This window comes from Methylobacterium sp. C1, from assembly GCF_001854385.1.
Lineage (GTDB): Bacteria > Pseudomonadota > Alphaproteobacteria > Rhizobiales > Beijerinckiaceae > Methylobacterium > Methylobacterium radiotolerans.
Window position 1 is genome coordinate 1,865,459 of sequence record NZ_CP017640.1, and the last position, 24,712, is coordinate 1,890,170.

Consider the following 24,712-nt stretch of genomic DNA (forward strand, 5'->3'; position numbering starts at 1 on the left):
GGCATGCCGCCGTCCCGGCGCGCGGAGCGAAGACGGCTCAGCCCGCCAGGGTCAGGCAGAGCCCGAGGAGCGCCAGCACGAGCCCGCCCTGGAGCCAGCAGGCCGTCCGGTAGAGGGTCAGGGCCCGGGCGATGTCGTCGGCCGCGGCCGCGTCCCGGCCGTCGCCCATATGGGCGTCCGGGACGAGGGTGCCGTCGTAGACCCGCGGCCCCGCGAGCCGCAGGCCCAGCGCGCCGGCCATGGCGGATTCGGGCCAGCCGGCATTCGGCGAGCGGTGCCGGCGCGCGTCCCGGGCCATCGCCCGGAGCGCCCCGCGGGCGTCGGCGCCCCGCAGGGCCGCCGCCCCGGCGATCAGCAGGCCCGCGAGCCGGGAGGCCGGCAGGTTCACGCCGTCGTCGAGCCGCGCGGCCGCCCAGCCGAAGGCCTCGTAGCGCGGGCTGCGGTGGCCGATCATGCTGTCGGCGGTGTTGATCGCCTTGTAGAGGGCGCCGCCCGGCAGGCCGAGGCAGCCGATCCAGAAGGCCGGCGCCACGATCCCGTCGGAGAAGTTCTCCGCCAGGCTCTCGATCGCGGCCCGGCAGACGGCCGCCTCGTCGAGGCGGTCCGGGTCGCGCCCGACGATCATCGCCACGGCCCGGCGCCCCGCCTCCAGGCCGCCCGCGCGCAGGGCCGTCTCCACGGCGGCGACGTGCTGGTGCAGGCTGCGCTGCGCCGGCAGGCTGGCGCAGATCAGGCCGAGGAGGAGCAGGGCGGGGAGGGAGCCGGCGAGCCCCGCCAGCGCCGCGACGGCGAGGGCGGCCGAGCCGACCGCGGCGAGGAGCAGCGCCAGCGCGAGGCAGCCGGCGCCCCGCCGCCGGCGCGCCGAGCCGCGGTTGAGACCGCGCTCCAGGGCGGCGATCAGCCGGCCGATCCAGGTGACAGGGTGACCGGCCGCCCTGTAGAGCGCGTCGGGATAGCCGGCCGCCGCCTCGATCCCGAGGGCGACGGCGAGGACGGCGAGCGTGTCGGCAAACGTACCGGGCAGATGGACCATTCGGTGTGGAGCGTTCCCGCGCGTGAGGTCGCCCCGATCGCGCATGGCGGCGATCTCGGCGGACTCCGACAAGCCTTTCCCGACGCGCCGGAGCCCTGGCTCGACCTCTCGACGGGGATCAACCCGGTCCCCTATCGCGTGCCCGCACTGGAGGCCAGCGCCTGGACGCGCCTGCCCGAGGCCGCCGAGGTCCGCGCCCTCCGGGAGGCCGCCGCCGCGGCCTACGGCGCGCCGGATGCCGACCACGTCGTGCCCGCGCCCGGCACCCAGATCCTGATCGAGACCCTGCCCCGGCTCCTGGCCCCGACCGAGGTCGCGGTGGTCGGGCCGACCTACGCCGAGCACGCCGCCGCCTGGGCGCGGGCCGGGCACGCGGTGGCGGAGGTCGCGGGCGTCGACGCCCTCGGGCAGGCCCGGGTGGTGGTGCTCGTCGATCCCAACAACCCGGACGGGCGGACCCACCCGCTGGCCGAGCGCCGGGCGCTCGCCGCGGCGCTCAACCGGCGCGGCGGCCTGCTCGTCGCCGACGAGGCCTTCGCCGACCTGGAGACGGTGGAGAGCCTGTGCCCTCACGTCGCCGCACCGGACTCGGCGCCGGGCCTCGTGGTGCTGCGCTCCTTCGGCAAGACCTACGGGCTCGCCGGCCTGCGCCTCGGCTTCGCGGTCGCCGAGCCCGGCACGGCGGCCCGGATCGCCGAGGCCCTCGGACCCTGGGCGGTGTCGGGCCCCGCCCTGGCGATCGGGCGCGCGGCCCTGTCGGACGCGGGCTGGCGCGCCGAGGCCGCCCGGGCCCGGGCCGCGGACGCGGGCCGCCTCGACCGGATGATCGCCCGGGCCGGCGGCCGCGTCGTCGGCGGCACGTGCCTGTTCCGGACCGCCGATTTCCCCGACGGGCCGGACCTCTACCGGCGGCTGGCGGCGTCCGGGATCGCGGTGCGGCGCTTCGCCGGGCGCCCGGAGCGCCTGCGCTTCGGCCTGCCGCCCGACAGGGCGGGCTGGTGCCGGCTGTCGCGGGTGCTCAGGTAGGCCGCGCCCCCGGCGGGTGCGGGTCGCGGGCCGCCACGATCACGGCCAGCGCCGAGAAGGCGAGGCCGACCGCGCAGACGCCCGGCCAGCCGACGAGCAGGAAGGCCTGCGAGCCGGCGTAGGCGCCGAGCGCCCCGAACACGAACAGGGTCGTGAACAGCACGGTGTTGATGCGGCCCCGCGCCCCCGGGACCAGCGCGTAGGCCCGCGTCTGGTTGGCGATGAGCGCGCCGTTCATGCCGATGTCGATGAGCAGCACGCCGAGCGCCACCGCGGCGAGCGACCAGGTGCCCCCCGCCCAGAGCACCGCGAAGGAGAGGGCGACCAGCAGGCTGCCGCCGAGGACGACGGGCTTCGCCCCCCGCCGGTCGGTGAAGCGGCCCGAGATCGGCGCCACGAAGGCCCCGCAGACGCCGATCACCCCGAACAGCCCGGCCCCGGCGGCGGTGAGGCCGAAGGGCGGCCCCTCGACCAGCAGGGCCAGGGTCGCCCAGAAGGCGTTGAAGCCCGCGAACAGCAGCGCCTGCGACAGGCTCGCCGTGCGCAGGACCGGCTGGCTGCGGGCGAGGTGGAGGATCGACAGCATCAGGGCGCGGTAGCGCAGCGGGTGCGTCTGCACCGTGTGGGGCAGGGTGGCCCGCGCGATGCCCGCCATGGCGAGCGCCAGCACGGACGCAACCAGGAAGACCGGCCGCCAGCCGAGATGCGCCCCCAGGAAGCCGCTCGCCGTGCGGGCGAGCAGGATGCCGGTGAGGAGCCCGGTCATGACCTGGCCGACGATCCGCCCGCGGCTCGCGTCCGGGGCGAGTTCGGCCGCGAACGGGACCGCCTGCTGGGCCGCGCAGGACAGGACCCCGACCACCAGATGGGCGAGCGCGAGGCAGGCGAGGTTCGGGGCGAGGCCCACGGCGAGCAGCGCCAGGGCGAGGCCGAGGCACTGTCCCACGATCAGGGCGCGGCGCGGCAGGGCGTCGCCGAGCGGCACGAGCCCGACGATGCCGAGCCCGTAGCCGACCAGGGCCGTGGTCGGCACCCACAGGGCGGCGCGGTCGCCGAACTCGGCCACGATCAGGCCGAGCAGCGGCTGGTTGTAGTAGATGTTGGCCACGGCCCCGCCGGCGATCAGCGTCAGGCCGAGCCGGGCCTTCGCGTCGAGGGGCGTGGTCACGGCTGGGTCGGGGGCAGGCAGGCACGCCGCCGCGGAAGGGCCATGGTCGGGTCCGTGTGGGGAGGGTGATCGGAGCCGCGAGCGATACGGGCGGAGCGCGCCGCCGGGCAAGCTGCGGCGATGCATCCCTGCCGGCACACCCCGGGGCCCTTCACCGGGGCCGACGGCGCACCATATGCATCAGACGCAGCCGGCGCTGCCCGCATGCCGGCGGGCGCCGCGGACCGGTGCGCCGGGCGACGAGCCTCGCGAGGTTTACGGACCGGACTACGAACGAGAGGGCGGTTTCGTTCCGCGAGAACGGCGCCGGGGCCGCCGCAGCAGGGAGTACGGGATGCCGAACTACCGCGTCGACTTCGCCAAGGAGATCCTCGGGGTGCCGTTCACGATCGGCTCGGTCGCGATCGCGCGCGCCCGCGATCCCGAGCGCGCCCGCCGCGCCGCGGAGCTGCGATTCGCCCGCCAGCACGGCGTCGGCGACTGGCGCGAGCGGGCGGACCTCGCCACGGTGGCCGAGCGGCTCTGACGGCGCGGCCCTGACGGCGCGGCCCTGACGGCGCGGCCCTGACGGCGCGACCTGACGACCGACCGCCCGGATCCGTCGCGCGCCCCCCCCGTCACACGATCTTCGTGCCGCTCCCGCACCCTGGGAGCCCCGCGTCGGCGACCGGTCAAGCTCTGGTCGCGGCGGCCGCGGCGCCGTAGAATGGCGGGCGGATCGGGACGCCCGGCGGCGTCCGGATCCGCTTCCGCCCGCGCCCGATCGACGAGCCGGCGTCGCGGGGCCGGCCACGTCTCGAATCCGGGTCGACAGGGGTCAGTGCGAAGGTCATGGCGGCGATCTCCTTCTTCGGCGACCTGCTTCAGACCATCAGCGAGCGCGGCCGCGACCTGATCGGGATCGGCCGCGGCGACATGGGATCCCGGGCCAGCGCCGGCGACCTCGTGAAGCTGTGCGAGGACCTGATCTCCCGGCGCGGCGAGGCCTCCGGGGTGGCGCTGGCCCGCCTGATCCTCGACCGCTACGCGAGCTTCGGCCAGGCCGAGCGCCACGCCTTCCTGCGGGCCATCGCCCTCGACTTCGACGCAGACCACGCCGCCGTCGACGAGGCGATCGCCGCCTACCGCGCCGCCCCCTCCCGCGCCCGCCTCGGCAGCCTGCACGAGGCCGCCGAGCCGCGCAGCCAGGAGCTGATCCGCCGCCTCAACCTCGCCCGCGGCGGCACGCTCAGCCTCGTGCGGATGCGCGAGGACCTGTTCGACCTGCGCCGGGCGCTGCGCGCCGGCGACGAGGCCGACCCGGCCCTGATGGACGCCGTCGACAGCCTCGACTGCGACTTCGAGCACCTGTTCGCCTCGTGGTTCAACCGCGGCTTCCTGGTGCTGCGCCACATCGACTGGACGACGCCGGCGCACATCCTGGAGAAGATCATCCGCTACGAGGCGGTGCACGCCATCTCCGGCTGGGACGACCTGCGCGCCCGCATCGAGCCGCCGGACCGGCGCTGCTTCGCGTTCTTCCACCCGGCGCTCGCCGACGAGCCGCTGATCTTCGTGGAGGTGGCGCTCACCGACCAGATCGCCCCGGCGATCGCCCCGATCCTGTCGCAGGAGCGCAAGCCGCTGCAGCCGCACGCCGCCACCACGGCGGTGTTCTACTCGATCTCGAACTGCCAGAAGGGCCTCGCCGGCGTCACCTTCGGCAACTTCCTGATCAAGCAGGTGGTCGAGGACCTGACCCGCGAGGTCCCGACGCTCAAGACCTTCGTGACGCTCTCGCCGGTGCCGGGCTTCGCCGCGTGGCTGGCGCGGGAGCGCCGGGCCGACAGCCCGCAGGGCCTGCTGCCCGAGGATGTCGAGACCCTGCGGGCGCTGGACGACCCGGCCTGGCCGGCCGACAAGGCCCGGGCCGAGACGGTGCGCCGGGCGCTGATCCCGGCGGCGGCCGCCTATTTCCTGCGCGCCAAGAACGAGCGCGGGCGCCCCCTCGACCCGGTGGCCCGGTTCCATCTCGGCAACGGCGCGCGCCTCGACCGGATCAACTTCCTGGGCGACACGTCCAAGAAGGGGCTGGCCCAGTCCCACGGCCTGATGGTCAACTACCTGTACGACCTCGCCGCCATCGAGCGGAACCACGAGACCTACGCCAATCTCGGCACCGTGGTGGCGGCCCCGGCGGTGACCCGGGAGCTGCGCGCCAAGCTGCCGCCGCCCCGGGCCGTGGTGCTCGCCGAGGCGTAGGGACCCGGCTCTCCGGGCCGCACGGACGGCGGGCCGCCGCGGAAAGGGCTCGCCGAGTGGGCCTCCGGGCGGCTATGGGTGCGCGCGACCCACAGCCCGTGATAGCCCAGCCTCACGATGACGAACCACCTCTTCTCCCTGGTGCGGGACGGCGCCTCCGATCCCGCCAAGACCGCGCTCGAGACGCCGGACGGGCGCCGCTACGCTTACGCGGACCTGATCGCCCGCTCCGGCGCCTACGCGGCGGCCCTGCGGGCCGCGGGCGTCGCGCCCGGCGACCGGGTGGCCGTGCAGGTCGAGAAGAGCCCCGAGGTGATCTTCCTGTATCTCGGCGCGGTCCGGGCCGGCGCCGTGTTCCTGCCGCTCAACACCGCCTACACCCCGGCGGAGATCGGCTACTTCCTGGGCGATGCCGAGCCCACCGTGTTCGTCTGCGACCCGGGCCGGCGCGACGCCCTGACCGAGGCCGCCGCCGGCGTCCGGCAGATCTGGACCCTCGACGGGGCGGGCGGCGGCAGCGCCGCCGAGGCCGCCAACCGGGCCGCCAACCGGGCCGCCGATGCGGGCGCCGCCTTCGCGGACGTGCCCCGGGGCCCGGAGGACCTCGCGGCGATCCTCTACACCTCGGGCACGACCGGGCGCTCGAAGGGCGCCATGCTGACCCACGACAACCTCGCGTCGAACGCCCGGACGCTGGTCGACTCCTGGCGCTTCACCGCCGACGACGTGCTGATCCACGCCCTGCCGGTGTTCCACACCCACGGCCTGTTCGTGGCGACCAACACGGTGCTGGCGAGCGGCGGATCCATGCTGTTCCTGCCCCGGCTCGACCCGAAGCTGATCCTGAGCCTGATGCCGCGGGCCAGCGTGCTCATGGGCGTGCCGACCTTCTACACCCGGCTCCTCAAGGAGCCGGGCCTGACGCCGGAGGCGGCCAGGGGCATGCGCCTGTTCGTGTCGGGCTCGGCGCCGCTGCTCGCCGAGACCCATCGCGAATGGCAGGCCCGCACCGGCCACGCCATCCTCGAGCGCTACGGCATGACCGAGACCAACATGAGCACCTCGAACCCCTACGCGGGGGACCGGGTCGCCGGCACGGTCGGCTTCCCCCTGCCGGGCGTGTCCCTGCGGGTGGTCGATCCCGAGACCGGCGCGGCCCTCGGGACCGACGCGGTCGGCATGATCGAGGTGAAGGGCCCGAACGTGTTCCAGGGCTACTGGCGCATGCCCGAGAAGACCGCGGCCGAGTTCCGGGCCGACGGGTTCTTCATCACCGGCGACCTCGGCAAGGTCGACGGCCGGGGCTACGTCCACATCGTCGGGCGCGGCAAGGACCTGATCATCTCGGGGGGCTTCAACGTCTACCCGAAGGAGGTCGAGACCGAGATCGACGCGCTGCCGGGCGTGGTCGAGTCCGCCGTGATCGGCCTGGCGCACCCGGATTTCGGCGAGGCCGTCACCGCCGTGGTGGTGGGCGGCGCCGGCTGCCCCGACGAGGCCGGCGTGCAGGCCGCCCTGGAGGGCCGCCTCGCCCGGTTCAAGTGCCCCAAGCGCGTCCTGTTCGTGGACGAGCTGCCGCGCAACACCATGGGCAAGGTCCAGAAGAACCTGCTCCGCGAGGCGCACGCGGGTCTGTACCGGGACTGACGATCCGGCCGTCGGCGCCAGGGCCGACGAAGCTCGGTCCCTGGGCCCGCCGTCCCCGCGCGCCGGGGCGGGAAGCCGGCCGCCGCCGCGATCCCCGGCGCGCGGCGCCCCGGGTCACCCCGCTCCGCCCGTGCGGACGGTGCGGGAGCGACCCGCCGGCGCCTGGCCCGGGACCCGGATCAGAGATTGTGCTGCGTCCGCTCGCCCTCCGGCGGCTTGTGCCCCTCCGGGTCGGCCACCTTGCGCGCGGCGGCGTTGAGGTTGTCCGGATCGAGGGCGGTCTGGACGAACTCCCGGCCGATATTGGTCACCTCGCGGGCGTAGCGCAGGCCCTGGTCGCGGACCTCGTCGGCCCAGGGGCCGATGCTCCGGTCCTCCTGGCGGGTGCGCGGCAGCAGCGCGCCGAGGAGCAGGCCGGCGGCCACGCCGACCACGCCGACGAGGAGCGGGTTGTCGTCCACGAAGCGCTCGACGGCGGTGCGCCCGCGATTGATCCCCGCGATCCCCTGGTTGGTCAGGTCGTCCAGCGCCCGCATGTTGCGGCGATGGAGGGCGCCGGCCCGCTCCCGGGCATCGTCGTAGGCCGCGGAGGCGCGGTCGCGGGCCTGGTCGGCCGCCCCGCCGAGGCGGTCGTTGATGTCGTCGGCGAGGCCCGACACGGTGCGGCGCGCCTGTCCGGCGAACTCGGTGGCCCGGTCGCCCGCCGCCCGGATGCCGTCTTTCGCGGCCGCGGCGGCGTCGTGCCCGGCCGCGTCGTGCGAGCCCGTCGCCGCGCCGGACTGGAGCGGGTCGTGCAGGCCGCGCGGGTCCGGCCGGAGGGTGAAGTCGCCCGCGGCCGTGCCGGGCGCGCCCGGGTCGCCGAGGCCGGCCGGGTCCGGCCGCAGGCTCTTGTCACCGCCGCCGTGCGGCATGCCCGCCTCGGCGGCGAGCTGCTCGGGGGTGCTGGAAGGGGTACCCGGCTTGTCGGTCATGGCGCTGTCCTCAAATGTCGGTCTCGGCGGCCCGCCTTCGGCGCCGGTCCGCCCGGTCGTCCGCCCGGGCGCGCGAGGTGTCTCGTCCCGGATCCGGACGGGTCGGTCCTCAGATCTCGGTCGTGTCCAGCGGATCGCGGGCCGGGCGGACCGTCGGGAGGTCGGGGTCGTAGCCGCGGGCCGCGCCGGTGTTCAGGGTGGGCACGCGCTCGGCCGAGACCTCGGTGCGGCGGCGCTGGGCGTCGCGGGCCATCCGGTTGAACAGCAGGCCGACGCCCGCCGCGATCAGCAGCACCGGCACCGGGTTGCGGCGCACCGCCTCCAGGGCCGAATCGTAGGTGGTGTTCAGGGCCGGCACCCGCCGGGCATTGCCCAGCATCTCGTCCACCAGATTCGGCACCGAGAGCCGGCCCTGGATGCGGTCGATCGTGTCGTCGAGCCGGGCACGGCTCTCCTCGATCTCCTTCTCGAGGTCGTTCATCGTACTCATCCGGACACGCGCTCCGACAGGGCCTGGGCATCCTGGCGGACCTGGCGCGTCGTGCGCGTCGGGGCCAGGGTCGAGAGGGAGAGGACGCTGCGCGCCCACAGGGCCATCCCGAGGGCGAGGAGCAGCAGCACGCCGCCGACGATCAGGGCCGAGAGCCACTCGGAGCCCACGATGGTGGCGAGCCACTTCACGAAGGCGCCGATCAGGACCAGCAGGGCGACCACGGCGAACACCGCCGAGCCGACCATGCAGGCGAGGCCGACGATGAGCTGGCGGACGTTGCCGGCCATCTCGGCCCGGAACAGCGCGATCTCCTTGCGGGCGAGCTCGTTGGTCTCGCGCAGGGCGTCGCCGATCAGGCTCTGGATGCTGGAGGGGCCGGCGGAGGGGCCCGTGGACGGGCCCGCCTGGCGCGGGTCGGAGCCGTGGGTCATGGCGTCAGGCCCGGAAGCTGTCGCGGGCGTCGCCGTCCGGCGCCTCCGGCGGCAGGCTGGACGACTTGATGAAGCGGGCGGCGATCAGCCCGGCCACGAAGGTCCCCACCGCCACGGCGACCGGCGCGCGCCGGGCGAAGGACTCGGCCTCGCTGTAGAACTCGCCGAGGCTGCGGCGCTCGATCGAGGAGCCGAGCTGCTCCAGCCCGTCGGCGGCGCTGTCGAAGAAGGCGCGGACGTTCGGCTTGTCGCCGAGGTCGCGGCCGGAATTGCGGATCGTCTGGGCGAGGTCGTGGACCGACTGCGCGGCATCGCTCTTGCGCTGCTCGACGTAGCTCTGCGCCTGCAGCCGGGCCGCGTCGAGCAGGCCGCGCCCGCGCTCGGCCGCCACGTCGGCGAGCCCCTCGACGTCGCCCTGCAGGGCCCGCCACTGCGCGCGCTCCTCCGCGGCGGTGTGCGGCGCGTGGTGCGGCGCGTCGTGCGGCGCGTCGTGCGGCCCCTCGCGGTGCGGATCCGCGATCGGGTCCACGGGGGTGCCTTGCGGTAACTCGTTGCCGGCCATCTCGAAAACACTCCTCGCGGCGCGGGGACGGGGCCGCTCGCGGCGACCGCGGGCCCCGCGATGGCTGAGTAACCGACTCGGCTGTCGCGGGTTCCGGCCTCCGTGCGTCCTTCCGGTGCGCGCGCCGGGTCCGGGGCGGCGCGCGGCACCGCTCAGTCCCCGTTCAGGCAAGGTCTGCCAGAACCGCCACGCTCGCACAACGCTTGCACGACGCTCGCCCGGGGCGCCCGGTCGGGACGGAGCGGTCGCCCTGTCCCGGAACGGCAGGGCCTCGACTTGACCCGCGCCCGGCTTCACGCTTGGGTTGCCGGACGACCAACAAAGGATCGCGCAGGGACTCCGCGCGTTCTGACATAGTAGTGATGTCCCGATGCAGGCGCGGCGAGATCCTCGACCCGACCCGCGCCCCTGATCCGGAGTCGACCCGCGTGGCACGCCTTGTGATCGTATCGAACCGCGTCGCCGTCCCGGAAGAGGGCGGCAAGGCGGTGGCGGCGGGCGGCCTCGCCGTCGCGGTCAAGGAGGCCTTCACGGCCTACGAGGGTCTGTGGTTCGGCTGGAGCGGCACCATCACGGACGAGCCGTCCGAGGAGCCGACGCTGATCGACCGGGGCCGGGTCCAGTACGCCGTCGTCGACCTCTCGCCGCAGGACCACCTGGAATACTACGCCGGCTTCGCGAATCGGGCCCTGTGGCCGATCATGCACTACCGGCTCGGGCTCGGCGCCTTCTCGCGCTCGGACTACGCCGGCTACAGCCGCGTGAACCGGACCTTCGCCCGGGCGCTGGCCAAGCTGGTCGAGCCCGACGACATCATCTGGGTCCACGACTACCACCTGCTGCCGCTCGCCGCCGAGCTGCGCGGCCTCGGGCTCGACAACCCGATCGGCTACTTCCACCACATCCCCTGGCCCGCCGCCGACGTGTTCAACTCGCTGCCGGCGAGCGGCGAGCTCCTGCGCGCCATCGTCGACTATGACCTGATCGGCCTGCAGACCGAGGCGGACGTCCAGAACCTGCAGCGCAACCTCGTCGACACCCAGCGGGCGATCCCGCTCGGCGGCGGCTCGCTGATGGTCGACGGCCGCCGGACCCGGATCCGCGCCTTCCCGATCGGCATCGACGTGGCGGGCTTCAAGGAGGCCGCCGAGAAGGCCAACGCCAACAAGGTCGTGCGCGAGACCATCGCGGGCCTGCGGACCCGCAAGCTGCTGATCGGCGTCGACCGGCTCGACTATTCCAAGGGCGTGCCCGAGCGGATGGAGGCGGTGGAGAGCTTCTTCGCCTCGAACCCCGACCAGCGCGGCAACGTCACCTACATCCAGATCACGCCGAAATCCCGCAGCGAGGTGCCGGAATACGAGCAGCTCGCCCGCGAGGTGAACGAGAAGGTCGGCGAGATCAACGGCTCGCTGGGCGACCCGGCCTGGACACCGATCCAGTACATCACCAAGGCCTATCCCCGCCCGGTGCTGGCCGGCCTCTACCGGGCCGCGCGGGTCGGCCTCGTCACGCCGATGCGCGACGGCATGAACCTCGTCGCCAAGGAGTACGTCGTCGCCCAGTCCGAGGACGATCCGGGCGTGCTGGTCCTGTCGAAATTCGCCGGGGCGGCCCGGCAGCTGCCGGAGGCGCTGCTGATCAACCCCTACGACCGGTTCGAGGTCGCCGAGGCGATCCGGGCCGCGCTCTACATGCCCAAGGCCGAGCGGCTGGCGCGCTGGAAGCCGATGGTCGAGCGCATGACCCGCGAGGACGTCGACTGGTGGGCGCGCAACTTCCTGGCGGAGCTCGAGAATTTCCGCACGATCGAGCGCGAGCCGCCCACCGCCGCGGCGGCCGCCGAATAGCCGGCGCCGCCCGCTGCTTCCGCCCGCCGCCCTCCGTGTGACCGGACGCCCCGCATGATCGCCGTCGACGACGGGGTGCCGGCGCCGCTCGGCGCCCATTTCGACGGGCGCGGCGTCAACTTCGCCCTGTTCTCCGAGCACGCCACCGCGGTCGACATCTGCCTGTTCGAGCCGGGGGAGCGGCACGAGACCCGCACGGTGCGGCTGCCCTGCCGGACCGACGACGTCTGGCACGGCTACCTGCGCGGCGTGCTGCCGGGCCAGCTCTACGGCTACCGGGTGCACGGCCCCTGGGACCCGGCGGCGGGCCACCGGTTCAACGCCTCGAAGCTCGTCCTCGACCCCTACGCGCGGGAGATCCGCGGCCGGATCCGCTGGCACGACGCGCTCTACGGCCATCGCCGGGGCGGGCGCGAGGACCGGATCGACCGGCGCGACAGCGCGGTCTACATGCCCAAATGCGTGGTCACCGCCCCGGAGGTGCCCGACCTCGCGCTCAATCCGGTGCGCCGGCCGCTCGCCGAGACGGTGGTGTACGAGGCGCACGTCAAGGCGCTGACCCGCACCCATCCCGACATCCCCGAGGCGGAGCGCGGCACCTACGCGGCGCTCGCCCACCCGGCGATCATCGCGCATCTCGTGAAGCTCGGCGTCACCGCCCTGGAACTGCTGCCGATCCAGGCCTTCGCGGATGACCGCTTCCTGGTCGAGAAGGGGCTGGTCAATTTCTGGGGGTATCAGCCCCTGGGCTACTTCGCCCCGGACCCGCGCTACCTGGGGGAGGGCGGCCTCGGCGGCCTGAAGGCGGCGATCCGGGAGCTGAACGCCGCCGGGATCGAGACCTGGCTCGACGTGGTCTACAACCACACCGCCGAGGGCGACCACACCGGCCCGACCCTGTCGTTCCGCGGCATCGACAATGCCAGCTACTACAAGCTGGACCCCGCCGATCCGCGCCGCAATCTCGATTGCACCGGCTGCGGCAACACCTTCGACGCGAGCCACCCGCGGGTGATGCAGCTCGTGCTTGATTCCCTGCGCCACTGGGTCACCGCCTACGGCATCGCGGGCTTCCGCTTCGACCTCGCCTCGAGCCTCGGGCGCGCCCCGTTCGCCTTCACCCCGCAGGCGGCCTTCTTCCAGGCGGTGGCGCAGGATCCGGTCCTGGCCCGGGTCAAGATGGTGGCCGAGCCCTGGGACATCGGGGAGGGCGGCTACCAGCTCGGCGGCTACCCGCGCGGCTGGAGCGAGTGGAACGACAAGTTCCGCGACGCCACACGGGGCTTCTGGAAGGGCGATTCCGCCACCCTCGCCAAGGTCACGCAGGGGCTGACCGGCTCGCGCGAGGTGTTCGCCCCGTCCCGGCGCTCGCCGCTGGCCAGCGTCAACTTCATCGCCAGCCACGACGGCTACACGCTCGCCGACACGGTGGCGTACGAGGCGAAGCACAACGAGGCCAACGGCGAGGACAACCGCGACGGCCATAACCACAACGTCAGCCGCAACTACGGCGTCGAGGGCGACACCGACGACGCGGCGATCCTCGCCCTGCGCGCCCGGCAGAAGCGCAACATGCTGGCGACCGTGATGCTGGCCCAGGGCGTCCCGATGCTGCTCATGGGCGACGAGCGCTCCCGCAGCCAGGGCGGCAACAACAACGCCTACGCCCAGGACAACCCGACGAGCTGGATGGACTGGAGCGTCGATCCGGACCCCGCCCTCACGGACTTCGTCGCCAACCTGCTGGCCCTGCGCCGGGCTCAACCGGCCCTGCGGCGGCGACGCTTCTTCACGGGCGCGCTGATCGACCCCGACGAGCCGCTGCGCGACGTGCACTGGCTCTCCCCCGAGGGCATCGAGATGGAGGTCCGGCACTGGTCCGACGACGGGCTCCAGGTGTTCGGCATGCAGATCGGCAACGACGGCGATCCGGGCGACCGCCTGCTGATGCTGTTCAATGCCGGGGCGGAGGCCGTCGGCTTCCGCCTCGCCCCGGTGATCGGCGGCCCGTGGACGCCGGTCTTCGACACGGGCGAGCCCGCGGGCGCCCGCGCCCCCGGCGCGCCGGCGATCGCGGCCGGGGGCGCCGTGCCGCTGCCGGGCCGGACGGTCCTGGTGCTCACCGCGCCGGGAACGGAGACCGGCGACCGGGGCGGCTGGGTGCAGGGCCGGTAGGGGCGGGGCGCCCCCGGGATCGGCCGGGAGGCGCCGTCAGTCGAACAGGCTGGACACGCTGGACTCGGTCGCGGTCCGGCCGATCGCCTCGCCGAGCAGCGGCGCGATCGTCGCCACCCGGATGTTGCGGGCGAGCTTGACGGCCTGCGTCGGCTGGATCGAGTCGGTGATCACCAGTTCCTTCATCCGCGAGGCGGCGATGCGGGAGACCGCGCCCCCCGACAGGACGCCGTGCGTGATGTAGGCCGAGACGTCCTTGGCGCCGGCGTTGAGCAGGGCCTCGGCGGCGTTGACCAGGGTGCCGCCCGAATCGACGATGTCGTCGACGAGGATGCAGGAGCGGCCCTCGACCTCGCCGATGATGTTCATCACCTCGGACTCGCCCGGGCGCTCGCGGCGCTTGTCGACGATGGCCAGCGGGCAGTCGATCCGCTTGGCGATGGCGCGGGCCCGGACCACGCCGCCCACGTCCGGCGACACCACCATCCGGTCGGCGCTCGGCAGCCGCTCCTTGATGTCGCGCACCATCACGGGGGCGGCGAACAGGTTGTCGGTGGGGATGTCGAAGAAGCCCTGGATCTGGCCGGCGTGGAGGTCGAGGGTCAGGACGCGGTCGGCGCCGGCCTCGGTGATGAGGTTCGCCACCAGCTTGGCCGAGATCGGGGTGCGGCCGGAGGTGCGCCGGTCCTGCCGCGCGTAGCCGAAATACGGGATCACCGCCGTGATGCGCCGGGCCGAGGACCGGCGCGCGGCGTCGATCATGATCAGCAGCTCCATCAGGTGGTCGTTCGCCGGGAACGAGGTCGACTGGACGATGAACACGTCCTCGCCGCGCACGTTCTCCTGGAGCTCGACGAAGATCTCCATGTCGGCGAAGCGCCGGACCATGCACTTGGCGAGCGGCAATTCGAGATAGGCCGCGATCGCCTCGGCCAGGGGCCGGCTGGCATTCCCGGCGATGATCTTGATCGAGGATTTCATGGGCGACCGCTCGCTGGCGGCCGGACCTCCCGCCGCTCTTGTTCAGACCGGTCTCCCGAGGAGCCGGAACGATCCGATGACGGGCGAGGCTCTTAGCAGCGGGCAGGAAGTGTCACAATGCCTTCACGGCCGCCCCGCACGCACCGCGGGTGCCCGCGGCGGACCCGGAGCCGGGCCGGGGCCGCGCGCGCGGTCCCCTCAGGGGGCCGGCGGCTCCAGCAGCCGGTGCAGGTGCACCACGAAGTAGCGCGTCTGCGCGCTGTCGACGGTGGCCTGGGCCTTGGCCCGCCACGCGGCCTGGGCGGAGGCGTAGTCCGGGAAGATGCCGACGATGTCGAGGTTCCGGATGTCCCGGAACCGGACCCCGTCGAGATCCTGCAATTCACCGCCGAAGACCAAGTGCAGCTTCTGGTCGCTGTCGATTGCCGTCGTCATGGCCCGTCCTCCGTTCCACGGCGGCGCTCGCAAATGGCGGGCCCGCGGTCAAGCCTGAACATCCGCAGGCGAGCCCTGAGCCCGCCGCAGGCCTGCGCGGCGGCCGGGCGCGGCGCCGCGGCGGATGCGCAACCCCGGACGCGCCGTGCTACGAGCGGCCCATGACACGCCGCCCTCTCTCCGACGCCGTCCTCGTCGCGCTGGCCCTCGGCCTCGGCGCCGCGCCGGTTCAGGCGCAGCAGGCGCCCCGCGCGCGCGCCGACAGGAGCGCCCCGGACCGGCGGGCCGGGCCGCCGGTGATCGGCTGCCCGTCGCTGGCCAATTACCGCATGCTGATGCGCGACGGCGCGGCGGCCGCCGCGGCGCACCTGGCCGATCCCAAGGCGGACCATCTCGGCTGCGCGGCGCTGGCGCGCACGGAGCTCACCGGCATCGTCGACAAGGTGACGCTGGGCGGCCAGAGCTACGACTGTGCCGGCGTGCGCGGCACGACGGCCTGCCACTGGATCGCGCCCGGGACGATTCCCGAGGCCCCCGCGCCGGCCAAGCGGTGAAGGAGCGGTGACGGAGCGGTGACGGACGGGCCCTCGGCCCGGGCTCAGCGCAGGTGGCCGCTGGCGCGCAGATCCCGCTCGACGGCGTCGTGGAGGGCCTGGAGGGGATTGTCGTTGATGGCGGCGGGCGGGTGCAAGGGCGCCATCGGGGCGGGCCGGGTGTCGAGGCCCGGCAGGATCGCGGCCTCGGTGCCCGGCCGAAGCGCGGGCCGTCGCACAGGCCGGCGCGCCGCGAGGGTCCGCAGCGCCTCGCGGGCGCCGGGCGGGAGGAACGTGACGAGTCTGTCCAGCATGGCCGGCCTCAGCGCGCACGGCCGGCCGAGGCCGGCGGGGACGGGACGATGGTGGCGGACCGGTTCTTCACGAGGGCACCCGTGCGGGATCGATCGCGGGAAACGAGCCGGCACCCCCACAGTTCCGATGCAGCAGTATTGCGAATTTTATCGCACGTGTCGCCTGGATATCGGCGAACACTGATCTGCCGATCGCGACTGCGCGAAGAGTGGCGGAAGCGGATGGGAATCGAACCCACCGTACGCTGTTGGCGTACCGCTGGTTTTGAAGACCAGGAGGGCCACCAGACCCCGTTCGCCTCCACGGCCGGGGGTACGGGCGGGGCGGGGCGGGGTCAAGGCCGGCCGCCTGCGGCGGATCGCGCCGCCGATCCGCCGCCCGGGCGCCCGGATTCGTATTAATTCCGCCACACTGTTGTGGCCTTGCACCAGTCATGCCGTTCCTGAGACGCTCACGGACAGAGGAAGGCCCCGCGCGGGTCCCCGAGAGGGGTGCCGACGGGACGGGCGAGACCGCGGACCAGCAGGACGCGGGCACGCCCGCGGGTGCCGACGCGGCCCAGCCGTCCGGCACGCCCCTGGCGGAATCGCTGCGGCCGGGCCCGCGCGGTCCCGGCTGGATCGGCGCCGCCATGGTGGTCACCGCCCTGGTCTCGGCGCTCGCGACCTTCCTGATCCTGGCCGGGGTGATCCGGGTGACGCCGACGCCGGCCTACGGCGTGACGCTGCTCGCCATCAACGCAGCCCTGGTGCTCGGCCTCGCGGTCATCATCGCCTGGGAGGCGCGGGTCTTCCTGCACGCCCGCAAGGCCAACGCCGCGGTGGCGCGGCTGCACACCCGCATCGTCGGCCTGTTCTCGCTGATCGCGATCCTGCCGACGATCCTGCTCGCCGTGGTCGCCTCGGTGACGATCGACCGGGGCCTGTCGCTCGGCTTCACCGACCGGGTCCGCGACGTGGTGCTGAAATCCGTGGAGGTGGCCGACGCCTACCAGGAGAACCAGTGCCAGAGCCTCGCCCGCGAGATCCGCATCCTCGCCGACGACCTGACCCGGGCCCGGCCGAACTTCGACGTGAACCGGGACTGGTTCCAGACCTTCCTGACCACCCGGGCGACCAATCTCGGCCTGCCGGTGGCGCAGATCATGCGCGGGCCGACCGAGGTGGTGGCCCGGGCCAAGATCGACGTCCTGAAGACGAACCGGCTGCCCTCGGCGGCGGCCTTCGAGGACGCGGCCAACTCCGCCGACCCGATCTGCCTCCTGCCCACCGAGGGCCGGGTCTTCGCCGCGCTGCTGCGCATGCCGGCCTACGACGACGCCGTGCTGATGGTGCAGCGGGAGGTGAGCCAGCTCGCCATCGAGTTCCCCGGCGTCTCCCGGGCGGCGGCGGCCGAGTACCTCACCTACGACTCGCTGCGCCGCTCGATCCAGATCACCTTCGCGTCGGTGTTCCTGCTGATCGCCCTGATCGCGCTGCTCTCGGCCGTCTGGTTCGGGATGAACTTCGCCAACCGGTTCGTGGCGCCGATCCGGCGGCTGATCAACGCCGCCGACCAGGTGGCGTCGGGCAACTTCTACGCCCAGGTGCCGACCAAGAAGACCAGCGGCGACCTCGCCCATCTCGGCGAGAGCTTCAACAAGATGACCCAGGAGCTGCGCCGCCAGCACGCCGGCCTGATCGCCGCGAGCGACCTGATCGACACCCGCCGCCGCTTCACCGAGGCCGTGCTGTCGGGGGTCTCGCCCGGGGTGATCGGCCTGGACGCGGCGGGCTTCGTCACCATCGCCAACCCGGCCGCCGAGCGGATGGTCGACCTCGCGAGCGACGCGCTCGTCGGCCAGCCGCTGGCCCGCGCGGTGCCGGAGCTCGCGCCGGTGCTGGCCGAGAGCGAGGCGCGCCCGCGCAGCCTGCAGCAGCAGCAGGTCCAGCTCACCCGGTCCCGGGGCGAGCGCACCATCACGGTGCGGGTCACGAGCGAGCAGGCGCAGGGGGCCTCCCGCGGCTCGGTGGTGACGCTCGACGACATCACCGACCTCGTCCAGGCGCAGCGCAGCTCCGCCTGGGGCGACGTGGCGCGCCGCATCGCCCACGAGATCAAGAACCCGCTGACCCCGATCCAGCTCTCCGCCGAGCGGATCCGGCGCAAGTACGGGAAGGTCATCACCGCCGACAAGGAGGTGTTCGACCAGTGCACCGCCACGATCGTCCGGCAGGTGGACGAGATCAAGCGCATGGTCGACGAGTTCTCGGCCTTCGCGCGGATGCCGAAGCCGGCCATCGCGCCGAACGACCTCACCGAGATCGCCAAGCAGAACCTGTTCATGATGCGCGTGGCGCACCCGGACATCGACTTCGCGTTCTCGGCCCAGACGGGCGCGGCGGAGGGCGGCGCCGGCGAGTCCGAAAAGATCGTGGCGGCCTTCGACATCAGGCTGCTCAGCCAGGTGATCACCAACATCCTCAAGAACGCCGTCGAGGCGGTGGCCGAGGTGCCGGAGGCCGAGCTCGGCAAGGGCAAGATCTCCTTGAGCCTCGCCGTCGAGGACGGGTTCGCGGTGATCGCCGTCACCGACAACGGCAAGGGATTTCCGGCCGAGGGGCGCCAGCGCCTGCTCGAGCCCTACATGACCACCCGCGAGGGTGGCACCGGACTGGGGCTTGCTATCGTCAGCAAGGTGCTGGAGGAGCACGGCGGCGGGATCGAGCTGAACGACAATCCCGCCGGCCGCGGCGGCCAGGTCCGGATGCGGGTCCCGCGCGAGCACGGGCCCGAACCGGCGGCGGCCCCTGAGATCGGTCCTCAGACCAGTCCCGTCACGACAGAGGAGAAGGGCGCCGCGCCGACGGCCCCCCGGATCGCGGAGATGCACGCATGAGCGCCGATATCCTGATCGTCGACGACGAGGCCGACATCCGCGACCTCGTCGCCGGGATCCTGGACGACGAGGGCCACCGCTGCCGCACGGCCGGCGGCTCGGACGAGGCGCTCGCCGCCATCGAGGCGCGCCGGCCGCACCTCGTCTTCCTCGACATCTGGCTGCAGGGCTCCCGGCTCGACGGCCTGCAGGTGCTCGACCTGATCAAGGCCGCCAACCCGGACCTGCCGGTGGTGATGATCTCGGGCCACGGCAACATCGAGACCGCGGTCTCGGCGATCAAGGCGGGCGCCTACGACTTCATCGAGAAGCCGTTCAAGGCCGACCGGCTGATCCTGGTGGCCGAGCGGGCGCTGGAGGCCTCCCGGCTCCGGCGCGAGGTCCGCGACCTGACGGCGCGCTCGGGCGCGACCAACCGCATCGTCGGCACCTCGCTCGCCATCAACCAGCTGCGCCAGACCCTCGACCGGGTGGCGCCGACCAACGCCCGGGTGATGATCACCGGGGCGCTGGGCTCCGGCAAGGAGCTCGCGGCGCGCAGCCTGCACAAGGCCTCGGCCCGCGCGAACGGCCCGTTCGTGCTCCTGAACGCCGCCGCCATCCTGCCCGAGACCATGGAGGCCGAGCTGTTCGGGGTCGAGGGCGAGAGCGGCCGGCGCGTCGGCGCCCTGGAGGAGGCCCACGGCGGCACCCTCTACCTCGACGAGGTCGCCGACATGCCGCGCGAGACCCAGAACCGGATCCTGCGCGTCCTCGTCGACCAGAACTTCCAGCGGGTCGGCGGCACGACGCGGGTGCACGTGGACGTGCGCATCATCTCCTCGTCCTCCCGGGACCTTCAGGAGGAGATCGCCGCCGGCCGCTTCCGCGAGGACCTGTTCCACCGCCTCTCGGTGGTGCCGATCCGGGTGCCGGCCCTGTCGGAGCGCCGGGAGGACGTGCCCGAGCTGATCCAGTTCTTCATGGACAACATCTCGTCCCAGACCGGCCTGCCCAAGCGCCGGATCGCCGAGGACGCGATGGCGGTGCTGCAGTCGCACAACTGGCCGGGGAACGTCCGCCAGCTCAAGAACAACGTCGAGCGGCTGATGATCCTCACGCAGGCCGACCCGGAGCAGGAGGTCACCTCCGAGATGCTGCCCTCGGAGATCGGCGCCCTGGTGCCGACGACGCCGGGGGGCGCGGGCGGCGAGAAGCTGATGAGCCTCGCGCTGCGCGAGGCCCGCGAGATCTTCGAGCGCGAGTACCTCGTGGCGCAGATCGCCCGGTTCTCGGGCAACATCTCGCGCACCGCCGAGTTCATCGGGATGGAGCGCTCGGCCCTGCACCGCAAGTTGAAGTCCCTCGGCATCGGCCCGTGAGGCCGCGGCGCCGGGGCGCGCGTTGAGGGCGGGGCCGATCCGTCACGGATCGGCTGGAACGGGGGTTGCTTGCGCCCACGCTTTCACGTCGTCATGGTGCTTGTATACACGACGCCGGACCGGATGATCGGACGATCCGGCCCGCGGCATACCCATCCGGGCCGAGTGAGCCGGGACAACAAGAAGGCCAAGAAGATGGCGGGCGAACGCGCACAGAACCTTCAGGACACCTTTCTCAACCATGTCCGCAAGAACAAGATCCCGCTGACGATCTTCCTCGTCAACGGCGTCAAGCTCCAGGGCGTGGTGACGTGGTTCGACAATTTCTGCGTGCTGCTGCGCCGGGATGGCCATTCCCAGCTGGTCTACAAGCACGCGATCTCCACGATCATGCCGGGCCACCCGGTGCAGCTGTTCGAGCCGGACGAGACCGCCGAGAAGGCGTGAGGGCCGGCGGCAGGACGAGGCCGGGGCCGCTGCGTCGGATGACCGTCGCCCGGGCGTAGACTCGCGCGTCCGGCCCGGGCCTCTCGCGCCGTCATTCCGGGGCGCCGCAGGCGAGACCGGGATCCGCGAACGCGACGGGTTCCCGGAGCCGGCACGGCGGCGGGTCCGGATCCCGGGCCCCGCCGCGCGGCCCTCGGGAAGACGGCGCGGCTGCGGCGCGGCTGCGGATATCCGCCGCGTTTCCGGCTCCGAGCCTTGGCCCGGCGCGCCCGCATCCCCATTCTGTCGAGTCCGAGTTCTCGAACGAAGCCGCCGGCGTCCCGGCGGTGCCAAAGGCCGTATGACCGAAACGCTGACGTCCGGCGAAGCCCGCCTCCAGGCGCAGGCCGCCCCCGAGGGCGAGATCGCCGCGGCGACCCACACCCTGGTGATCGGCCCCTACCTCGCGCGCGGCGCGGCGGGGGCCGGCCCCGGACCGGCCGCGCCGTCGCGCTCCGTGGAGGCCCGCCTCGACGAGGCGACTGGGCTGGCCGCCGCGATCGAGCTCGACGTGGTCGAGAGCCTCGCGATCAGCCTGCCGCGGATCCGGCCCTCCACCTATCTCGGCAAGGGCCGGGTCGAGGAGATCGCCGGCCTGATCCGCGCCCGCGAGATCGGCCTCGTCGTGATGGACTGCGCCCTGTCGCCGGTGCAGCAGCGCAACCTCGAGAAGGCCTGGGGCGCCAAGGTCATCGACCGCACCGGCCTGATCCTGGAGATCTTCGGGCGCCGCGCCTCGACCCGGGAGGGCACGCTGCAGGTCGAGCACGCCCACCTCGCCTACCAGAAGTCCCGGCTCGTGCGCTCCTGGACCCACCTGGAGCGCCAGCGCGGCGGCTTCGGCTTCCTGGGCGGCCCCGGCGAGACCCAGATCGAGGCCGACCGGCGCATGATCCAGGAGCGCATGACCCGGATCGAGCGCGACCTCGACGCGGTGGTGCGCACCCGCGGCCTGCACCGGCAGAGCCGGGCGCGGGTGCCGTACCCGATCGTGGCGCTGGTGGGCTACACGAACGCCGGCAAGTCGAGCCTGTTCAACGCCCTGACCCGGGCCGAGGTCACCGCCAAGGACATGCTGTTCGCCACCCTCGACCCGACCGCCCGGGCGACCAAGCTGCCCCACGGCGAGACCGTGATCCTGTCCGACACGGTGGGCTTCATCTCCGACCTGCCGACGCCGCTGATTGCGGCCTTCCGGGCGACGCTCGAGGACGCCATCGAGGCCGACGTGCTGCTGCACGTGCGCGACGTCTCCCACGTCGATTCCGAGGCCCAGGCCGAGGATGTCGGGGCGGTGCTGCGCGAACTCGGCATCGAGACCAGCGCCGACCGGATCATCGAGGTCTGGAACAAGGCCGACCTCCTCGACGACGACGAGCGCACCCGCCTCCTGAACCTCAGCGGCCAGGCCAGGGCCCGCAACGACCGGGACAGCGCCGCGCCGGTCCTGGTCTCGGCCCTGACCGGGGAGGGGCTCGCCGCCCTCACCAGCCGGATCGAGGCGCGGGTCGGGCGCAACCGCGCGAGCTTCGCGGTGGCGCTGCCGCCGGAGGACGGGGCGGCGCTGAACTGGCTCTACGAGAACGCCGAGATCCTCGACCGCCGCTCGGAGGCCGACGGCACCCTGCACCTCGCGATCCGGATCGCCCCCGAGAAGGAGCCGCGCTTCCTCAACCGCTTCGCGGCGGCCCGGCGCCTCGGCCGGGGCGGCTGATGGCCTCGGGCAGCGCCGGCAACCCGACGCTCTCCGCGCTGGGGCCCGCGCGGGCTCCGGCCGAGCGCCGGGCGGATCCCGGATCGGACGACGAGGCGGTGCTGCGGGCCATGCAGGCCGGCGGCGGCCTGCGCCTGCTCGGCCTGCGGGTGGTGATCGTGCTGGTGCTGCTGATGGCGGCCCAGGCCTATGACGGCTCGCTGCACGCCCTGAGCCACTGGCTCATCCTCGGCCTGTACGGGCTCGGCACGGTCTGGTTCGGGCTGCGGGAGCGGGGCGGCGGCCCCGCGGCCAACGCCTACAGCTGGGCCGGCACCGGGCTCAATGCCGGGCTCGCCGTCTACGTGATCATCGAGCACATGCTGGCCGGCGGCGGGGCGGGGCTCGGCGCCGACGCGGTGAGCCGCCTGCCTGCCTTCCTGCTCCTGCTCCAGACGGGCCTGAGCATGCGGGTGGCGCAGACCCTGCTGTTCTGCGGGCTCGTCACCGTCTGCTGGAGCGCGGCCTTCCTGGTCGGCCTGGTCCATCCCGACCTGTTCCCGAACGCCGACACCTTCCCGACCGCGCAGGTCACCGGGCTCGCCACCTTCATGGTGGCGGGCCTCCTGGTGGTCGACGGCATGATCCGCCTGCGCGCCGCGGTGGCGCGGGCCCTGCGCATGGAGCACGAGCGCTCCCAGCTCGCCCGCTTCGTGCCCGACACGGTCGCCCTCGACCTCGCCGCCGAGGACGGCGATTCCGGCCTCGGCATCCACCGGCGCCACGCCTGCCTGATGATCCTCGACATCCGCGGCTTCTCGCGGCTCTCCCGGGAGCACCCGCCCGAGGCCATGGTGACGGCCCTGCTGGCGGTCCGGGCGGCCGCCCAGGCGGCGGTAGCGGAGCAGGGCGGCCTCGTCGACAAGTACATCGGCGACGCGGTGCTGGTGCAGTTCGTCGTCGGACACCCCGACGCCCAGGCGCGCGCGGCGCTCGCCTGCGCCCTGTCGATCCACGACCGGATCGCCGCGCTCAACGCGGCCCGCACCCGGGAGGGGCTGTTCCCCCTGCGGGTGGTCGTCGCCCTGCACGCGGGCGACCTCCTGGTCGGGGTCTTCGACGACGGGGTGCGGGCCGAGTACACGGTGCTGGGCCCGGCGATGAACGCCCTGGCGCGGATCGAGACCCGGGCCAAGGCGGCCGAGATCGAGCTCGCCGCCTCGGGGGATTTCCTGGATCTGCTCGGCGGCGTCCTCCCGGCCGGGATCCGGGCCGTCCCGGTGCCGGACGCCGCCCTGCCGGAGCACCTCACGCTGTCGGCGATCGCGGTGGCGCCGGGTCCCTGAGGCGAGCCGGCCCGCGCGGAGCGCAGGCCTCGCTGCGGTGTCCGCTGCCGCGGGCGGGATCGCAGCGCCGTGAGGCTGGCGGCCGCGGCAACTTCTGCTACGCCCGCCGGGATGTGAGCCCACCGTGCGTGGGCGCGGTGTAACGAGGAAGCGATGCTGGGATCGAGGCCGGGATCGAGGCCGGGATCGAGGGTGAGATCAGGACGGTTGGGACGGCTCGTCCTGGGGGCATTGGCGGTCCTGGCCGCGCCGGCGCAGGCGCAGGAGAAGCCGGCCGCGAAGGCGCTCCCGCCCCTCGTCTTCACCGGCATTCCCGACCAGGACGAGAGCCGGCTGGTCGAGCGCTTCGGCAAGGTCGCCGCCTATCTCGAGGCCAGGCTCGGCGTGCCGGTGCGCTACATCCCGGTGAAGAGCTACCCGGCGGCGGTCACCGCCTTCACCAACGGGCAGGTGCAGCTCGCGTGGTTCGGCGGCTTCACCGGCGTCCAGGCGCGCAGGGCCGTGCCGGGCTCGCAGGCGATCGCGCAGGGCGCCGAGGACGCGGCGTTCAAGACCTACATCATCGCCAACGCCGCCGCCGGGCTGAAGCCGGAGAAGGATTTCCCGAAGGACATCCGGGACAAGACCTTCACGTTCGGCGCCCGCGCCTCGACCTCCGGGCGGCTGATGCCCGAGTACTTCATCCGGCAGGCCTTCCCGGGGAAGACCCCCGAGCAGGTCTTCGCCCGGGTGGGCTTCTCGGGCGACCACACCCGCACGATCCAGCTGGTCCAGTCCGGCGCCTTCGCGGTCGGCGCCGTCGACTACTCGGTCTGGGACCTCGACACGAAGGCCGGCAAGGTCGACCGACAGGCGGTCTCGGTGATCTGGGAGAGCCCGACCTTCCCCGACTACCAGTGGACCGTCCGGGGCGACGTGGAGCAGACCTACGGCGCCGGCTTCACCGACAGGCTGCGCGCCGCGCTGACCGGCATCACGGATCCGGCGATCCTGGAGCCGTTCGGGCGCTCGCGATTCATCCCCGTGACCGACGCGGCCTACGAGCCCCTCGTCGCGGTCGGACGCTCCACCGGACTCCTGGACTGAC

At 73.5% G+C, this 24,712-nt stretch carries 22 protein-coding genes and 1 tRNA gene; 13 read left to right on the plus strand and 10 right to left on the minus strand.

Features of this window, described 5'->3' with window-relative positions:
* Nucleotides 1–37 precede the first annotated feature (37 nt).
* The gene (cbiB, locus tag BKE41_RS08705; RefSeq protein ID WP_070999159.1) at nucleotides 38–1,033 is read right to left on the minus strand and encodes an adenosylcobinamide-phosphate synthase CbiB; all 996 of its coding nucleotides are present in this window, start codon (nucleotides 1,031–1,033) and stop codon (nucleotides 38–40) included.
* On the opposite strand from cbiB, the gene cobD reads away from it, so the two are divergent.
* Complete coding sequence (cobD, locus tag BKE41_RS08710; protein WP_053621572.1) at nucleotides 1,025–2,059, plus strand: threonine-phosphate decarboxylase CobD; 1,035 nt, start codon at nucleotides 1,025–1,027, stop codon at nucleotides 2,057–2,059. The two genes, cbiB and cobD, sit on opposite strands and share 9 nt — an antisense overlap.
* Here the strand turns inward: cobD and BKE41_RS08715 are convergent.
* Nucleotides 2,052–3,227, minus strand: coding sequence for an MFS transporter (locus BKE41_RS08715; protein WP_012318461.1), 1,176 nt, complete (start codon nucleotides 3,225–3,227; stop codon nucleotides 2,052–2,054). The genes cobD and BKE41_RS08715 overlap by 8 nt on opposite strands.
* A 334-nt stretch (nucleotides 3,228–3,561) precedes the next feature.
* On the opposite strand from BKE41_RS08715, the gene BKE41_RS08720 reads away from it, so the two are divergent.
* From BKE41_RS08720 to BKE41_RS08730, 3 genes are all read left to right on the plus strand, one after another.
* Nucleotides 3,562–3,753: a hypothetical protein gene (locus tag BKE41_RS08720; RefSeq protein WP_012318462.1), complete on the plus strand. Its 192-nt coding sequence runs from the start codon at nucleotides 3,562–3,564 to the stop codon at nucleotides 3,751–3,753.
* A 305-nt stretch (nucleotides 3,754–4,058) separates the two neighbouring features.
* Nucleotides 4,059–5,468, plus strand: coding sequence for a malonyl-CoA decarboxylase (locus BKE41_RS08725; RefSeq protein WP_012318463.1), 1,410 nt, complete (start codon nucleotides 4,059–4,061; stop codon nucleotides 5,466–5,468).
* Nucleotides 5,469–5,585: 117 nt separating this feature from the next.
* Entirely contained in the window at nucleotides 5,586–7,115 is a 1,530-nt protein-coding gene (locus tag BKE41_RS08730; protein ID WP_024830511.1) for a malonyl-CoA synthase, read from the plus strand.
* Between the two features lie 179 nt (nucleotides 7,116–7,294).
* On the opposite strand, the gene BKE41_RS08735 is transcribed toward BKE41_RS08730, so the two are convergent.
* From BKE41_RS08735 to BKE41_RS08750, 4 genes are all read right to left on the minus strand, one after another.
* Nucleotides 7,295–8,086: a hypothetical protein gene (locus BKE41_RS08735; RefSeq protein ID WP_070999160.1), complete on the minus strand. Its 792-nt coding sequence runs from the start codon at nucleotides 8,084–8,086 to the stop codon at nucleotides 7,295–7,297.
* Between the two features lie 109 nt (nucleotides 8,087–8,195).
* Nucleotides 8,196–8,567 (minus strand): DUF3618 domain-containing protein, encoded by a 372-nt coding sequence (locus BKE41_RS08740; RefSeq protein ID WP_106427818.1) that lies wholly within the window; start codon nucleotides 8,565–8,567, stop codon nucleotides 8,196–8,198.
* Nucleotides 8,568–8,572: 5 nt separating this feature from the next.
* The gene (locus BKE41_RS08745; protein WP_012318467.1) at nucleotides 8,573–9,010 is read right to left on the minus strand and encodes a phage holin family protein; all 438 of its coding nucleotides are present in this window, start codon (nucleotides 9,008–9,010) and stop codon (nucleotides 8,573–8,575) included.
* A 4-nt stretch (nucleotides 9,011–9,014) separates the two neighbouring features.
* The gene (locus tag BKE41_RS08750; RefSeq protein WP_070999162.1) at nucleotides 9,015–9,572 is read right to left on the minus strand and encodes a hypothetical protein; all 558 of its coding nucleotides are present in this window, start codon (nucleotides 9,570–9,572) and stop codon (nucleotides 9,015–9,017) included.
* 428 nt (nucleotides 9,573–10,000) lie between these two features.
* On the opposite strand from BKE41_RS08750, the gene BKE41_RS08755 reads away from it, so the two are divergent.
* Nucleotides 10,001–11,422 (plus strand): trehalose-6-phosphate synthase, encoded by a 1,422-nt coding sequence (locus BKE41_RS08755; protein ID WP_024830509.1) that lies wholly within the window; start codon nucleotides 10,001–10,003, stop codon nucleotides 11,420–11,422.
* Between the two features lie 54 nt (nucleotides 11,423–11,476).
* Nucleotides 11,477–13,597, plus strand: coding sequence for a glycogen debranching protein GlgX (gene glgX / locus BKE41_RS08760; RefSeq protein WP_070999164.1), 2,121 nt, complete (start codon nucleotides 11,477–11,479; stop codon nucleotides 13,595–13,597).
* Between the two features lie 36 nt (nucleotides 13,598–13,633).
* Here the strand turns inward: glgX and BKE41_RS08765 are convergent, their stop codons facing one another.
* Both BKE41_RS08765 and BKE41_RS08770 read right to left on the minus strand, forming a co-directional pair.
* Entirely contained in the window at nucleotides 13,634–14,578 is a 945-nt protein-coding gene (locus BKE41_RS08765) for a ribose-phosphate pyrophosphokinase (RefSeq protein WP_012318471.1), read from the minus strand.
* Between the two features lie 198 nt (nucleotides 14,579–14,776).
* Nucleotides 14,777–15,013: a DUF4170 domain-containing protein gene (locus BKE41_RS08770; protein WP_012318472.1), complete on the minus strand. Its 237-nt coding sequence runs from the start codon at nucleotides 15,011–15,013 to the stop codon at nucleotides 14,777–14,779.
* Between the two features lie 161 nt (nucleotides 15,014–15,174).
* Here BKE41_RS08770 and BKE41_RS08775 point away from each other — a divergent pair, with 161 nt between their 5' ends.
* Nucleotides 15,175–15,567, plus strand: coding sequence for a hypothetical protein (locus tag BKE41_RS08775; RefSeq protein ID WP_024830507.1), 393 nt, complete (start codon nucleotides 15,175–15,177; stop codon nucleotides 15,565–15,567).
* 44 nt (nucleotides 15,568–15,611) lie between these two features.
* Here BKE41_RS08775 and BKE41_RS08780 read toward each other — a convergent pair whose 3' ends face one another.
* Nucleotides 15,612–15,860, minus strand: a complete 249-nt coding sequence (locus BKE41_RS08780; protein ID WP_012318474.1) for a hypothetical protein — start codon at nucleotides 15,858–15,860, stop codon at nucleotides 15,612–15,614.
* A 210-nt stretch (nucleotides 15,861–16,070) separates the two neighbouring features.
* Nucleotides 16,071–16,163: transfer RNA gene (locus BKE41_RS08785), tRNA-Sec, on the minus strand.
* Between the two features lie 131 nt (nucleotides 16,164–16,294).
* Here BKE41_RS08785 and BKE41_RS08790 point away from each other — a divergent pair.
* The 6 genes from BKE41_RS08790 (at nucleotide 16,295) to BKE41_RS08815 (ending at nucleotide 24,711) form a co-directional block, all read left to right on the plus strand.
* Complete coding sequence (locus BKE41_RS08790; RefSeq protein ID WP_043073495.1) at nucleotides 16,295–18,739, plus strand: PAS domain-containing sensor histidine kinase; 2,445 nt, start codon at nucleotides 16,295–16,297, stop codon at nucleotides 18,737–18,739.
* Entirely contained in the window at nucleotides 18,736–20,100 is a 1,365-nt protein-coding gene (locus tag BKE41_RS08795) for a sigma-54 dependent transcriptional regulator (RefSeq protein WP_012318476.1), read from the plus strand. Before BKE41_RS08790 ends, BKE41_RS08795 begins: the two co-directional genes overlap by 4 nt.
* Before the next feature lie 195 nt (nucleotides 20,101–20,295).
* Complete coding sequence (gene hfq / locus BKE41_RS08800; RefSeq protein ID WP_007563033.1) at nucleotides 20,296–20,547, plus strand: RNA chaperone Hfq; 252 nt, start codon at nucleotides 20,296–20,298, stop codon at nucleotides 20,545–20,547.
* A gap of 340 nt (nucleotides 20,548–20,887) precedes the next feature.
* A complete protein-coding gene (hflX, locus tag BKE41_RS08805) occupies nucleotides 20,888–22,300 on the plus strand; it encodes a GTPase HflX (protein WP_012318477.1) in 1,413 nt (470 codons plus the stop codon).
* Nucleotides 22,300–23,625, plus strand: a complete 1,326-nt coding sequence (locus BKE41_RS08810) for an adenylate/guanylate cyclase domain-containing protein (RefSeq protein WP_012318478.1) — start codon at nucleotides 22,300–22,302, stop codon at nucleotides 23,623–23,625. Before hflX ends, BKE41_RS08810 begins: the two co-directional genes overlap by 1 nt.
* Nucleotides 23,626–23,832: 207 nt before the next feature.
* Nucleotides 23,833–24,711: a putative selenate ABC transporter substrate-binding protein gene (locus BKE41_RS08815; RefSeq protein WP_244633361.1), complete on the plus strand. Its 879-nt coding sequence runs from the start codon at nucleotides 23,833–23,835 to the stop codon at nucleotides 24,709–24,711.
* The last annotated feature ends 1 nt before the right edge of the window (nucleotide 24,712 follow it).

Coding starts and splice junctions, on each gene's coding strand:
- cobD (WP_053621572.1), top strand. CDS start 1,025: ATGGACCATTCGGTGTGGAGCGTTCCCGCGCGTGAGGTCGCCCCGATC.
- cbiB (WP_070999159.1), bottom strand. CDS start 1,033: ATGGTCCATCTGCCCGGTACGTTTGCCGACACGCTCGCCGTCCTCGCC.
- BKE41_RS08720 (WP_012318462.1), top strand. CDS start 3,562: ATGCCGAACTACCGCGTCGACTTCGCCAAGGAGATCCTCGGGGTGCCG.
- BKE41_RS08725 (WP_012318463.1), top strand. CDS start 4,059: ATGGCGGCGATCTCCTTCTTCGGCGACCTGCTTCAGACCATCAGCGAG.
- BKE41_RS08730 (WP_024830511.1), top strand. CDS start 5,586: ATGACGAACCACCTCTTCTCCCTGGTGCGGGACGGCGCCTCCGATCCC.
- BKE41_RS08735 (WP_070999160.1), bottom strand. CDS start 8,086: ATGACCGACAAGCCGGGTACCCCTTCCAGCACCCCCGAGCAGCTCGCC.
- BKE41_RS08740 (WP_106427818.1), bottom strand. CDS start 8,567: ATGAACGACCTCGAGAAGGAGATCGAGGAGAGCCGTGCCCGGCTCGAC.
- BKE41_RS08745 (WP_012318467.1), bottom strand. CDS start 9,010: ATGACCCACGGCTCCGACCCGCGCCAGGCGGGCCCGTCCACGGGCCCC.
- BKE41_RS08750 (WP_070999162.1), bottom strand. CDS start 9,572: ATGGCCGGCAACGAGTTACCGCAAGGCACCCCCGTGGACCCGATCGCG.
- glgX (WP_070999164.1), top strand. CDS start 11,477: ATGATCGCCGTCGACGACGGGGTGCCGGCGCCGCTCGGCGCCCATTTC.
- BKE41_RS08765 (WP_012318471.1), bottom strand. CDS start 14,578: ATGAAATCCTCGATCAAGATCATCGCCGGGAATGCCAGCCGGCCCCTG.
- BKE41_RS08770 (WP_012318472.1), bottom strand. CDS start 15,013: ATGACGACGGCAATCGACAGCGACCAGAAGCTGCACTTGGTCTTCGGC.
- BKE41_RS08775 (WP_024830507.1), top strand. CDS start 15,175: ATGACACGCCGCCCTCTCTCCGACGCCGTCCTCGTCGCGCTGGCCCTC.
- BKE41_RS08780 (WP_012318474.1), bottom strand. CDS start 15,860: ATGCTGGACAGACTCGTCACGTTCCTCCCGCCCGGCGCCCGCGAGGCG.
- BKE41_RS08790 (WP_043073495.1), top strand. CDS start 16,295: ATGCCGTTCCTGAGACGCTCACGGACAGAGGAAGGCCCCGCGCGGGTC.
- BKE41_RS08795 (WP_012318476.1), top strand. CDS start 18,736: ATGAGCGCCGATATCCTGATCGTCGACGACGAGGCCGACATCCGCGAC.
- hfq (WP_007563033.1), top strand. CDS start 20,296: ATGGCGGGCGAACGCGCACAGAACCTTCAGGACACCTTTCTCAACCAT.
- hflX (WP_012318477.1), top strand. CDS start 20,888: ATGACCGAAACGCTGACGTCCGGCGAAGCCCGCCTCCAGGCGCAGGCC.
- BKE41_RS08810 (WP_012318478.1), top strand. CDS start 22,300: ATGGCCTCGGGCAGCGCCGGCAACCCGACGCTCTCCGCGCTGGGGCCC.